Raw genomic sequence first — 12,246 nt, forward strand, 5'->3', positions numbered from 1 at the left:
CCCGGGTCGTTACACAGCGTCTATTCGTCGTCCCATAATGACGAGATCCCGTTCAACGTCGTCAAGTGTCGCTACCCGAGGCAGGAGCCCATATTGCAGGAATCCGTATTTGCGAAGCAACCGCAAACTTGGCTCATTATGGCCGAAGACAAATCCGAGCAGCGTGGTTAGACCAAGTCTCGGGCACTCCTCGAGCGCTTGCTCCAAGAGAAAGGAGCCCAGCCCCTTGGCACGCTGTTCCTCCGCGATATAGATGCTAATCTCCGCGGTAGCCTGATAAGCAGGACGGCCATAGAAGGATTGGAAGCTCATCCACGCGCCAATGGTCCCATCCTCCATCCGCACGACCCAGATTGGATGCTTCTCCGGCGAATGCGCATCGAACCATGCCCGGCGGCTCTCGGATGTTACAGGTTCCAGATCCGCCGTTACCGTACGGCTTGCTATCGTTGTATTATAGATGTCCACAATCCGCTCCAAGTCTTCTGGCCTGGCATCGCGAATGTCATAAGTAGGTGTGCTCATGATCCATCTCTCCGCATTCTATTCAAATAATTTTGGTAATCCTCTTGCGTATTTAAATTGGAAAGCCCCGTCGCAATCTTAGCTGAATCGTTCTCTGGCGGAAGAACGCTACTATTCAACCTGCCAATGAAATCCATAACCCGCAGGCTCCTCTGCTGCAGGGCTTCTTCCAACACAGCAGTCACGCTGGTGTGATAGAGGGCATGGAACGGTTGCCCCTGCGCATAGATCACGTCAGGACCGCCCGTTCTGCCATCAAGCAGCCTCTGGAGTAAGGAAGGGGAGATATCGGGCATATCACAGGCCGTCACCAAGACATAACCTTCTTCCCGAATCTCGCAAATTCCTGCATGCAATCCTGCCAAAGGACCCTCCCCGGGATAACGATCTACTGCGAACTGAATATCCGTCGCGGACGGCAAGTCCTGTAGGACAGCGCGATATCTCTCCATCTGTTCTTCGGAGCCAGATGCTATCATCACGCGTTCCGATATCTCCGACAATTGGCGGACCAACCGCCTGAGCAGAGTTTCTCCTTCTATGATTAGAAGTGCCTTGTCCTGCCCCATCCGGCTGCTTCGGCCGCCTGCCAGCACGATACTGTTGCGGAGCTTATCCAGCATCTCTCGAACCCCCTCTTAACGAACAACAGCCTGCCAAGCGGAATGCTTGACAGGCTGCCCGCCTAACCGAAGCGAATTCCTCTAAGCCTTGGCAGGATCAAATGAGCTTTTCAATGAAACGATACGGTTGAAAATCAACTTCTGGGATGTGGAATCCTTCGGATCGACATTGAAGTAGCCATGACGGAAAAATTGGAATTTGTCGCCGCCCCTCGCCTCGTTCATGTTCGGTTCTACAAAACCTTGCTCCACTTGCAGGGAATTCGGGTTAATCCGCTCCAGGAAGGAGGTATCCTCTTCATTGGACTCGTCCAGGATAAGCGGTTCGAACAAGCGGAAGTCGGCAGGAATCGCTTGGGAGGCCTCCACCCAGTGAATCGTCCCCTTCACCTTGCGTGCATTGAAGCCGCTGCCGCTCTTCGTCTCCGGATCATACGTGCAATGCAGCTCCACGACCTCGCCGTTTTCGTCCTTGATCACGTCTTGGCAAGTAATGAAGTATGCATGCTTCAGGCGCACTTCGTTGCCAGGGAACAAACGGAAGTACTTGCTGGGCGGGTTCTCCATAAAGTCGTCGCGCTCGATATAAATTTCACGCGAGAACGGGATTTGGCGAACGCCCATCTCCTCGTTCTCCGCATTATTCTCCGCATCCAGAAGTTCCGTCTGGCCCTCCGGATAATTCGTAATGACCACCTTAAGCGGACGTAGTACCGCCATCGTACGAAGCGCCTTCAGCTTCAGATCCTCCCGGATAAAATGCTCCAGGTTCCGCTCATCTACAACGCTGTTGCTCTTCGCAATGCCGATCTCGCGGCAGAACGTACGGATCGCTTCTGCCGTAAAGCCTTTGCGGCGCATGCCGCTGATCGTAGGCATGCGCGGATCATCCCAGCCCTCTACGACGCCTTCGTCTACGAGTTGCTTCAAATAACGCTTGCTCATCACGGTATTCGTTATATTCAGACGGGCAAACTCATATTGGCGCGGCTGCGACTCCATCTCACATTCCGCGATTGCCCAATCGTATAGCGGACGGTGATCTTCGAATTCAAGCGTACAAATCGAATGCGAGACACCTTCAATTGCATCGCTCAGCGGATGCGCGTAATCGTACATCGGATAAATATGCCACTCGCTGCCCGTGCGATGATGGTGGGCATGGGAGATCCGGTACAGGACAGGGTCGCGCATCGTAATATTCGCAGACGCCATATCAATCTTCGCACGCAGCACGCGCTCGCCTTCCTTGAATTCGCCAGCGCGCATGCGCGCGAACAAATCCAGGTTCTCCTCGACACTGCGATTACGGTACGGGCTGTCCTTGCCAGGCTCCGTCAGCGTTCCTCTCAGCTCGCGAGTTTGTTCGGCTGTCAGATCGCATACGTACGCTTTTCCTTTTTTAATAAGAAGGACGGCGCGATTATACAATTCTTCGAAATAATCCGAAGCAAATCTCAGCTCATCCCACTCGAATCCGAGCCATTGCACATCTTCCTTAATTGCATCTACATATTCCGTGTCTTCCTTCGCCGGATTCGTGTCGTCGAACCGCAGATTCGTCTTGCCCTTGAACTCGTCGGCGAGCTCGAAATTCAGGCAGATCGACTTGGCGTGCCCGATATGCAAATAACCGTTCGGCTCAGGCGGGAAGCGAGTAATGACTTCCTGCACGCGGCCGCTCTTCAAATCTTCTACAACGATATTTTTAATAAAGTTCGAGGATGATGTCTTATTATCCACAGCGCTCTCCATCACGACCAACCTTTCCCGTTAAATAGTTTTCTATTTATAATACACAAATTCCATTGAAAATACACTCAAGTTTAGGTGTCATAGCTTGGCTGAAATGATGTTTATCTCTGTATTTTTGTCTATGCCGATTAAGCGAATGAGTATATCTCGATTTGTATTATTAAAATCTACTCATTTTCAACACGAATCTACACTTTCCATCTATTATATTGGTTAAAGATGTTTAAACAAAAATTGCCTAATTCCCGCTCGGGAAACGGGGGAACCACTTTGGGTGAATTGATCTTGACGCACGGCACGCCGGGCGCCTGAGAGATCATAGGGAACCTTCAACCGAACCCCACAGCTAACCTCGTCGGCACCGGAAGGAGCTTCACCAAGTTGAAGAAGAAAGTCAGCATCATCTTGGCGGGCCTTGTTCTTATGCTCGCTTTCCAGGCTGGAAGCGCATTCGCCAGCGCATCCAAGATGGACGGCATCATTGATGAATTGATCGGAACGCGTTATTCCTACGGCGGAACAACAACTAAAGGATTTGATTGCTCTGGATTTACGAGCTATGTGTTCAACAAGATGGGCATCGATCTGCCGCGCAGATCGTCCGATCAAGCAGGCGCCGGCACGAAAGTCGCAAAAGCCGACCTTCAACCAGGCGATCTGGTGTTCTTCGACACTAGCGGTAAAAACAACGGCGGAATCTCCCATGTAGGCATCTACGTTGGAGACGGTAACTTCGCTCACGCTTCCACAAGCAAAGGCGTAATTATCGAGAAGCTGGATTCTTCCTACTACAAGCCGCGCTACGTAACGGCTGCACGCGTACTGGACGAGTCGCAATTTGAGAAATTTATCGTTGCTGCTGAGAAGTAATGATTAGAATAAAGAGGTTGCTCCTAGGAGGGGGCAACCTCTTTTTCGTTCATTCGATTCGACTGCTTGCGTCCTGCCATCACGAGCACGATTAATACGGCAAGCAGTGCAATCACCAAAGCCGAGAGATAGTAGAGCGTCGTTCCCGTCGAATAGCGATCCATGAACCAGCCTGTCACCCGAGGGAATACAGCCCCTCCGACTCCGCCAAGTGCAACCAGCAAGCTTGTTGTCCGTTCCGTCATGCCTGGCAGCAAGCCATTCGCATACACGAGCGCAATGCCGAACACACCGGAGAAGCATAATCCGCTTAGGGCAATCAAGATAAGCAGCAGACCTTGCTGCTGGAAGACGATCATTCCGATAAATACGACAGCTGCAGCCGCAGTCGTGATGAACAAGTAGCTTGCATAGCCGATACGGTCCGCGATAATGCCCGCGAACAGCCTTCCCAGCACCATCGTTCCCCAGAATAGGCTTAGCGCAGCCGTAGCTGTTGAATCGGACATGCCTGTCCGCGATATGAGAATCGAAGGCAAATAGTTCGAAAAGCTCATCTCCATGCCTACATAGATCATGAAAAAAGCCGCGCTCAGCGCGAGAAAAGGAATCGACTTTGGCGCATATCCGAGCCAGCCAGCATGGTTCTTATTCCTCTTTAATGCCGTCGCTTGCTGACGCTCTTCCCCCTGTCCAGGAACAGAACGCTGCGGCGGACTTAAGCTGTCATCCAAGCTGCCGAACGACATCGTCAGCCACAGCACAAAGGTAATGCCCGCCATCGCAGATAGAATCGGAAAGGAAAGCTGCCATACATGCTGCTGTATAAGAAACGCCGCCGTAATCGGAATGAGCAGCGCCCCAATGCCGAAGAAGGTCTCCAGCCTGCTCATGGCCGAAGCCTTACCCTTCATATGATCGATAATGGTCGCCCCAACAATCGCTTCCGTCATCCCGAAGCCAATGCCGGCAATCGGGGCAAAGGCAAGCATCCAGCCCCATGGCAGCAGCAGGCTGTATGCCGCCTCGCTTAAGGTAAGCAGCGCCATGGCGATCAGAACCGCCCCCCGCTTCCCGACCCGGCTGGTCAGAGCCGGCGCCAGCAGTACACCGAACAGAAATCCGATGAATTGATTCATGATCCATTGCCCGCCGTCTTTATAGGTAATGCCGTAATGGGCAATCAATTGCTCCAGCAACGCTCCGCCGACCACATGCGCAATGCCAATAACCAAATATGAGAGGCAGCCCATCCACAGCAGCTTCTTCATTCTAACCGACTCCCTGTCCTTACGCCCGATCGACGCCATCTGCTATAATCAAGTTTATGATATACGATAACCACAACACCTTCTATTATAAACCAAACCAGTCGTTAATGACCATTCAAGCCATGTCCGAAGAGCATGCCCGCTCCCTATGCGATTGGCGCTATGAGCCGCCTTGGGACAGCTACAACTGGCCTGCATGGGAAAACATGAAAAAGGACGGAATCGAATTCGGCGATCCCGTCCTCCGTGCCTCCCAATATGCCGTTGTAATGGACGAACAGAAGTCTCTTATCGGCTTCGTGCAATTTTTCCCGATGGGTCATGTAACCCGATTGGGCCTTGGACTGCATCCTGAACGAATAGGCAAAGGATTAGGCGCTCGCTTCGCCCACACTCTGGCCAGAGAAGCGCTCCGCCGCTGGCCGGAGCACGAGATTGATCTGGAGGTTGCGAGTTGGAATACACGCGCTATCCGCGCATACGAACGTGCTGGCTTCCGAATCGAAGATACGTATCTACGTCCCGCTCCAAGCGGTGAAGTTGAATGCCATTGCATGGTATTCCATCCAGACGGTTTGTCCGATGAGCAAGACTAGCTCTGCTCATTCGAATCTCCTCATCCAGGATACGAAGAACGGCCCCAAACTTCGGAAGGGGCCGCTCGCGACCTTTCGTCCAAGACTTCATACTCCGCGAATGCGTCTCGTATTCAGTACAGTAATCGGCTGAAAACAGGCGCTTTTCTCCGTGTCATATGCGTATCCAAATCACTGGCCTCCATTTGCTCTCATTGAGCTGGAGGTGTCCGGCCTTGTAGTGGTCTCACCTTGGAATCAGATGAGCCTAATAATTTGAATCACATTGTCGCCTTGCGACACTTCAATAACATGGTGTTTGCTATTATACGTAATCGCTCCGCCTCCGATGGCAATAACGGGATCTTCACCCAGGCCAAAAAACACATCGTCGGCCAGGGCCTCTAACACCTCTTGACGTTCCTCCGCAGCCAGCGCCTCCCATTCCTCCGGCTCCATCTCGAAGAACGAATAACTATTTTCGATTTCACCCACAGCAACTGTCAATTCCTTCAATATATCTGCATATTCGCGCGCGTGACGAACTCCCATTTGACAAACAGCTCCTTAAATTTAGTGAACACTTTTGTTTACTATAATCTCAGAATACCCTTTTGACGATATAAATAGAAGTAGACCAGCGTAAACGGCCAAGCCATTTATAATGGCGAAGGCTCGTTTCGCGTAGAAATCTAGGTAACTTTATAAGGGACTGCGTCCTTAAAAGCCTGGATTTACAGCGTAAACGGCCAAGCCATTTCTAATGGCGAAGGCTCGTTTCGCGTAGAAATCCAGGTAACTTTATAAGGGACTGCGTCCTTAGAAGCCTGGATTTACAGCCTAAACGGCTGAGCTATTTCTAATAGCGCAAGCTCGTTTTCGCACAACGAATGAATATGAGACGGGCATACGCTTCGTGCTAATGTCTGCTTATACCATAAACTATTGATAACATGGACGGGGTGTATGATGAAGAACTCAACTATTATTGGTATCGTGGTAGGTCTAATCGCTGTGCTTGGCGGGATGGTAATCAAGGGCGCAAGTCTGACATCTTTGTTAAATCCCGCAGCCTTTATGATCATTATTCTCGGTACGGTCGCCTCGGTTTTGATTGCGTTCCCGATGGAAGAGCTGAAGAAGCTTGGGTCTCTGTTCAAAATTGTATTCTCCGAACAGAAGCTGACATCGCGAGAGGAGCTCATTAGCAAATTTATGGAATGGGCCTCCATTACACGCCGCGAAGGCTTGCTGGCGCTTGAAGCCCGTGTCGAAGAAATCGAAGATTCCTTCCTGCGCAACGGTATGCGCATGATTATTGACGGCAACGACCAGGATCTGGTCCGTGATGTACTGCTGGAGGATATTGCCGCAACAGAAGAGCGCCATAAAGCAGGCGCCCTGATCTTCACTCAAGCTGGTACATACGCACCTACCCTCGGTGTACTTGGTGCCGTAGTAGGTCTCGTAGCTGCATTGTCCGACATGAGCGAGATGGAGAAGCTAGCTCACGCCATTGCCGGCGCATTCATCGCGACGCTGCTTGGTATCTTTACAGGTTATGTTCTGTGGCATCCGATTGCCAATAAGCTAAAACGAATTTCCAAGCAAGAAATTCAAATCCGTCTCATGATGCTGGAGGGCTTATTGTCCATCCAGTCTGGCGTCTCTACAATCGCCATTAACCAGAAGCTGTCCGTCTTCCTAACACCGACAGAGCGGAAGAAGCTGAGAGAGAAGGAGGAAGGGGCCGTTGAGCAAAAAGCGCAAGCATGAGGAACATGAAGAGCATGTAGACGAATCCTGGCTAATTCCTTACGCCGACCTGCTGACCCTTCTGCTCGCTTTGTTCATCGTTCTGTATTCCATGAACTCCGTGGACGTGAAGAAGTTCGAGGATATGTCCCGGGCCTTCAGCATAGCGCTGAGCACGGGAAGCGGCGTTCTGGATATGCCTGCCGTCACCGAGCAAGGAACCGATCCGGACAAGAGCGATAAGGACGCGGATGAGAAGGAAAACGAGCAAAACAAAGAAGATGAAGGCAAGCTCTCCGAAGCAGAGCTGCAAGAGCTCATTAAGCACGAGGAAGCAGAGCTTGAGGATCTGAAGAAGAAGATCGATGACTATATCGATAAAAATGGCCTTATGAGCGATTTGGAGACCAAGCTCAATATGTCTCAGCTGCTGATTACGATTAGCGACAACGCGCTGTTCGCGCCAGGTCAAGCAACGGTCAAGCCGGAAGCGAAGGAGCTAGCGACAGCGATCGCAACGATGCTTCAGCAGTATCCGAAGTATGATATCGTTGTGGCCGGCCATACGGACGACACGCCGGTGAACCGTGCCGAATTCCGTTCCAACTGGGATCTAAGCTCCATGCGCGCCGTTCGCTTCATGGATATTATGCTGGAGAACAAAGAGCTGGAGCCGAAGCGATTCAGCGCCATCGGTTATGGCGAGTACCATCCGGTTGCGGAGAATACATCGACCGAAAACAAAGCCAAAAACCGCCGCGTCGAAGTTTCCATTATTCACACCTATGTGAATGCTTCAAATCCGCAGCAGTTAAAGGTCGAATAGCGAAGTCAGACACACTTCGCATCCATACAGAAAGCCGCCGGGCTTAATCCCTCGGCGGCTTCTCTCTTTTGTACGACACGTTAAACGTACTATTGCGGCGTATATTGAAGCGTATCGAACAGTTCTCGGCGCTCGCCTTCCGTCAAATCCCGCCACTTGCCGACCGGCAGCTCATCCAATCGAATGTTCATGACACGAATTCGCTTCAGACGGCGGACATGAAAGCCGAGCGTCTCGCACATTCTGCGAATTTGCCGATTGCGTCCCTCCGTCAGGATAATTCGGAATGTTCGTTCCGCCACTCTAGTCACTTTGCACGGGAGCGTCATGCTGCCTAATATCTTAACCCCTTGGGACATTCCCCTCACAAAAGCTTCCGTAAGCGGCTTGTCTACCGTTACAATATATTCTTTCTCATGCTTTCCCTCGGAACGCAGGATCGGATTCACGACATCGCCGTCATTCGTCAGCAGAATCAGCCCTTCCGAATCCTTGTCCAACCGGCCAATAGGAAAGATCCGCTCCGCATGCCCTACGAAATCGACGATATTTCCTCTAATATGACGCTCAGTTGTACTGGTTATGCCTACTGGCTTATGAAGAGCAATGTACACATGCCGTTTATGTGCGCCAATGCGTTTGCCGTTCACCCGGACATCATCACCCTGCTCAGCCTGGCTGCCCAACTCGGCTCTAACGCCGTTAATCGTAACTTTACCGCTCTCGACAAGCTTATCGGCTTCTCGCCGGGAGCAATACCCCGTCTCGCTTATAAACTTATTGATTCTCAATTGTGACTCACCCCGCTGTAGCGTATCCTACATGATCAAGTTCTTTCGCGCAACCGTCTAGCCTTCTCTGCGATGATATGCGATGGAATGATGCGCTCTGACGCATCTTCAGTCAACGCCATACTCAGCATCCCCTCGGCTATCTCACGTGCAGTTATGGGCCTATATTTGCTCTTTGTCCCCCCGAACAAGAAAGGAAACTTGGCATACAGCTTAGCAGCAGCCGCTTCCCCGAACCGATGCTCCTGCCTGTCTCCCAGAATAAGTGAAGGCCTGAAGATATGCAATCGGCGCAACTGCAACTGCTGCAATTCCTTCTCCACTTTTCCTTTGACCTTGCTGTAAAAGAAGATGGAAGCTTCGTCCGAGCCCATGGCCGTTACGATCAGCATCCGGGCTGCATCATAACGCTTCGCCAAGCGTCCTAGCGCCATCGGGTAACCATAGTCCACCCTCTCGAACTGCTCCTTGGAGCCAGCTTTCTTCCTCGTCGTCCCAAGCGCGCAATACACATCGCTGTTCTCAAACAGATGATTCGGCAGCTCTTCCAGCCGTTCATAATCCACAACCAGCTGCTCCAGTCGCTCATGCTCCATCGGCAGCTTGCGCCGGACCAGCACGGTTACGCAGCTATAATCCTCGCGGCCCAGCAGCAGCTTGACCAATTCTCCTCCCACCAAGCCCGTCGCGCCTCCGATGACTGCTCTTCGTTCCACTCGCTCTTCTCAGCTCCCCTCACGTTAAGTGTCTCACTCCAGTATATCTCCCTTCCCTTCCCCTTTCAAAGCTGGCAATGTAACTTTTACAGAGGTGCCTACATTGACCTGGCTCTGAATATCAAGCGTGCCTTGATGGCTGCTAATGATCCTCTGGCTCACCATAATGCCGAGTCCCGTTCCTGTCTCCTTGCCCGTAAAAAAAGGATCGCCGATCTTCGAGATCATCTCCTCCGGTATGCCGACACCTTCATCCGTAATCGAGATGGCAATGCTGCCGCCTTTCTTCTGTATCGAGATATGGATCGGCCCTCCCTGAGGCATCGCTTCTATACCGTTCTTCAATAAATTGATAAACACTTGCTTCAACTGGTTCTCCTCGCAGGAGATTAAGCAGTGCTCTTCGGTAATCACGGTACGGAACACGATATTATGCAGATGAGCCTCGCTATCCAGGAAGCGCAGCACGTCCTGAAGCACGTCCCGGACATCCTTCGTTACGAATTTGGTCGCCTGCGGCTTGGCCAATATGAGAAACTCGCCTACGATCAGATTAATTCGATCCAGCTCCGACAGCATCAGAGTAACATGGGATAAGTTCAATGACTTGCTCTGGAGCTGCAGCTGCAGGAAACCTCTAAGCGTCGTGAGCGGATTGCGAATTTCATGGGCGACACCGGCAGCCAGCTGCCCGACTGTCGTCAGCTTCTCAGAGCGTCTAAGCAGCTCTTCCATGCGGTTACGGCTGCGCATATCCCTGCAGGTGCTGGCAAAGGCTCGGATCGTACCGTCCGAATCCCGGATAGGCGATACGGTTACGCTGACAGGGAGGATTTCGCCCGTTCTTGTCACGCGGACTGTCTCTTGCGCCGGAAGCTTCTTACCTGCCAGCAGCAGACCGATCATCTGACGCTTCTCCATGCGATGCGTCTCGGGGATCGTCGGATACTTCTTGCCCAGCACCTCGGCCTCCTCGTAGCCGAACAACTGCTCGAACGCACGATTGACCTGAATAACCTTGCCTTCCAGATCCATCAGATGAATAGCATCGTTCGAATGGTTAATGAAGGATTCCAAGTGCTCCTTCATTCTGCGGTTTTCTTCAAAGGCCTTGCGCAGCTTGTTCATATAGATGCTCAGGTTCTGCGACATGGCGTTAATCTTAAGTGCAAGCAAGCCGAACTCGTCCTTGCGCTTAATCTGGATCGGCTTATGGAAACGTACGGATGAAACCTCGTTAACTTTCCACAAAATATCTTTCAGCGGACGAATCATGATGCCGACCAGCCAGTAGATCACCACAATCATCAGCAGGAGGAAGAGGCCGGTGTACATAAGCGTATAGTCCCGCTTCATCTCGACCAAGGTCGTAATGCTGGCGCGATCATATATGATGCTTACCACATAATTGCTCAGCTTCTCACTCATATAGAAGCTTCTTAAATATTCATGTCCTTCGAACGTCAAATCACGCAGGGCATAACTGCCCGGCTCCGATGCTTGCACATACTGCTGATCATTGTTAGCATCAAGATACATATAAGAACCGTAGACAACCTCTCCGGTTTCCTTGTCGAATACTGTAGTTTCCTTAATATAGGGATTGATGGTATGAAGCATATGGAAGAGAAATGCCGGCGCATGCGACGAGCCGCTTACATTCTCGGCTCCCGATTCCTCGTAAGTCAAAATATACTCGGCAGCCTGGACAGACGTACTCTCCATGGAATCGACCATCAAGCTCTTTATTCCATTGACCATCGAATATTCGCTTAATAGATGGTATAGAATGACTACAGCGAACAACATGAGCGAAATAACAAGGGACAGCTTCGTCTTAATCGACAATGAACGACACACCCTTTTGGCGAGATGATCGGTTGGACATAGATCCAAATGACTATTCACATTCCATACACACAGTCAACAGAAGTTATACACAACAGTGGATGAATTGTGAGTAATTATGTGAATATCGAAAAAGTTATCCACAATTTTATCAACAGTATGTTAACAACGGAATATTTGTTCGTTGAATAAATCACAAAGTAGAACAAGGAGTCTAGTTCATCATGAAGAGAGAAGAAGAAGATCGTCGTTGGATGCTGGAAGCGATCGCCGAAGCCAGAAAAGCCGAACAGATTGGAGAAGTACCGATTGGAGCCGTCATTGTACGCGGCGATGAGATCATTGGCCGCGGCCATAATTTGCGCGAAACCCGTCTTGATCCTACCGCGCATGCCGAACTGGTAGCCATCAGAGATGCCTGTGACCGGATCGAAGCCTGGCGCCTGCTGGATTGCACCCTCTATGTCACCTTGGAGCCTTGTCCTATGTGCGCCGGGGCAATCGTACAGTCTCGGGTGAAACGGGTTGTATATGGCACGACAGACCCCAAGGCAGGGTGTGCCGGAACGCTCATGAACCTACTACAAGAGCCCCGTTTCAATCACGAAACGGAGCTCACAAGCGGCGTCCTTCAATCGGAATGCGCTGGGCTGCTTACCCAGTTCTTTCGTCGACTCCGCGGCCGATAACG

General features: G+C 51.2%; 13 protein-coding genes and 1 riboswitch. Of the genes, 5 read left to right on the forward strand and 8 right to left on the reverse strand.

Translation table 11 applies throughout. From position 1 onward, the window contains the following. Nucleotides 1–9 precede the first annotated feature (9 nt). The 3 genes from AC0YNW_RS25020 to AC0YNW_RS25030 all read right to left on the reverse strand — a co-directional run bounded on the left by AC0YNW_RS25020 (nucleotide 10) and on the right by AC0YNW_RS25030 (nucleotide 2,903). Nucleotides 10–525: an N-acetyltransferase family protein gene (locus AC0YNW_RS25020; protein ID WP_475834223.1), complete on the reverse strand. Its 516-nt coding sequence runs from the start codon at nucleotides 523–525 to the stop codon at nucleotides 10–12. Continuing rightward, entirely contained in the window at nucleotides 522–1,148 is a 627-nt protein-coding gene (gene mobA / locus AC0YNW_RS25025; RefSeq protein WP_475834224.1) for a molybdenum cofactor guanylyltransferase, read from the reverse strand. The genes AC0YNW_RS25020 and mobA overlap by 4 nt, the downstream gene beginning before the upstream one ends. Before the next feature lie 81 nt (nucleotides 1,149–1,229). Further along, on the reverse strand, nucleotides 1,230–2,903 hold the full coding sequence (locus tag AC0YNW_RS25030; protein ID WP_475834263.1) for a glutamine--tRNA ligase/YqeY domain fusion protein: 1,674 nt from the start codon (nucleotides 2,901–2,903) through the stop codon (nucleotides 1,230–1,232). Nucleotides 2,904–3,128: 225 nt separating this feature from the next. Next, a riboswitch (cyclic di-AMP (ydaO/yuaA leader) is annotated at nucleotides 3,129–3,279 on the forward strand. A 5-nt stretch (nucleotides 3,280–3,284) separates the two neighbouring features. Between AC0YNW_RS25030 and AC0YNW_RS25035 the strand changes: the two genes are divergently transcribed. Then, complete coding sequence (locus tag AC0YNW_RS25035; RefSeq protein ID WP_475834225.1) at nucleotides 3,285–3,773, forward strand: C40 family peptidase; 489 nt, start codon at nucleotides 3,285–3,287, stop codon at nucleotides 3,771–3,773. Between the two features lie 23 nt (nucleotides 3,774–3,796). Here the strand turns inward: AC0YNW_RS25035 and AC0YNW_RS25040 are convergent, their stop codons facing one another. Next, a complete protein-coding gene (locus AC0YNW_RS25040) occupies nucleotides 3,797–5,044 on the reverse strand; it encodes an MFS transporter (protein WP_475834226.1) in 1,248 nt (415 codons plus the stop codon). A gap of 107 nt (nucleotides 5,045–5,151) precedes the next feature. Here AC0YNW_RS25040 and AC0YNW_RS25045 point away from each other — a divergent pair, with 107 nt between their 5' ends. After that, complete coding sequence (locus tag AC0YNW_RS25045) at nucleotides 5,152–5,640, forward strand: GNAT family N-acetyltransferase (protein WP_475834227.1); 489 nt, start codon at nucleotides 5,152–5,154, stop codon at nucleotides 5,638–5,640. Between the two features lie 237 nt (nucleotides 5,641–5,877). Here AC0YNW_RS25045 and AC0YNW_RS25050 read toward each other — a convergent pair whose 3' ends face one another. After that, nucleotides 5,878–6,171 carry a hypothetical protein gene (locus tag AC0YNW_RS25050; RefSeq protein WP_387478527.1) on the reverse strand — a complete coding sequence of 98 codons (294 nt, stop codon included), beginning with the start codon at nucleotides 6,169–6,171 and terminating at the stop codon, nucleotides 5,878–5,880. 417 nt (nucleotides 6,172–6,588) lie between these two features. On the opposite strand from AC0YNW_RS25050, the gene motA reads away from it, so the two are divergent. Both motA and AC0YNW_RS25060 read left to right on the forward strand, forming a co-directional pair. Next, on the forward strand, nucleotides 6,589–7,395 hold the full coding sequence (gene motA / locus AC0YNW_RS25055; RefSeq protein WP_387478889.1) for a flagellar motor stator protein MotA: 807 nt from the start codon (nucleotides 6,589–6,591) through the stop codon (nucleotides 7,393–7,395). Then, a complete protein-coding gene (locus AC0YNW_RS25060) occupies nucleotides 7,373–8,200 on the forward strand; it encodes a flagellar motor protein MotB (protein ID WP_387478524.1) in 828 nt (275 codons plus the stop codon). The genes motA and AC0YNW_RS25060 overlap by 23 nt, the downstream gene beginning before the upstream one ends. Nucleotides 8,201–8,289: 89 nt before the next feature. On the opposite strand, the gene rluF is transcribed toward AC0YNW_RS25060, so the two are convergent. Genes rluF through AC0YNW_RS25075 form a run of 3 tightly spaced genes read right to left on the reverse strand, consistent with a single transcriptional unit; the run spans nucleotide 8,290 to nucleotide 11,555 of the window. Continuing rightward, the gene (rluF, locus tag AC0YNW_RS25065; protein ID WP_387478521.1) at nucleotides 8,290–8,991 is read right to left on the reverse strand and encodes a 23S rRNA pseudouridine(2604) synthase RluF; all 702 of its coding nucleotides are present in this window, start codon (nucleotides 8,989–8,991) and stop codon (nucleotides 8,290–8,292) included. A 35-nt stretch (nucleotides 8,992–9,026) separates the two neighbouring features. Further along, a complete protein-coding gene (locus tag AC0YNW_RS25070; RefSeq protein WP_475834228.1) occupies nucleotides 9,027–9,707 on the reverse strand; it encodes an NAD(P)H-binding protein in 681 nt (226 codons plus the stop codon). Nucleotides 9,708–9,740: 33 nt separating this feature from the next. Next, on the reverse strand, nucleotides 9,741–11,555 hold the full coding sequence (locus AC0YNW_RS25075; RefSeq protein WP_387478515.1) for a PAS domain S-box protein: 1,815 nt from the start codon (nucleotides 11,553–11,555) through the stop codon (nucleotides 9,741–9,743). Between the two features lie 224 nt (nucleotides 11,556–11,779). On the opposite strand from AC0YNW_RS25075, the gene tadA reads away from it, so the two are divergent. After that, entirely contained in the window at nucleotides 11,780–12,244 is a 465-nt protein-coding gene (gene tadA / locus AC0YNW_RS25080) for a tRNA adenosine(34) deaminase TadA (protein ID WP_387478512.1), read from the forward strand. The last annotated feature ends 2 nt before the right edge of the window (nucleotides 12,245–12,246 follow it).

The organism is Paenibacillus sp. J31R120, assembly GCF_056269225.1.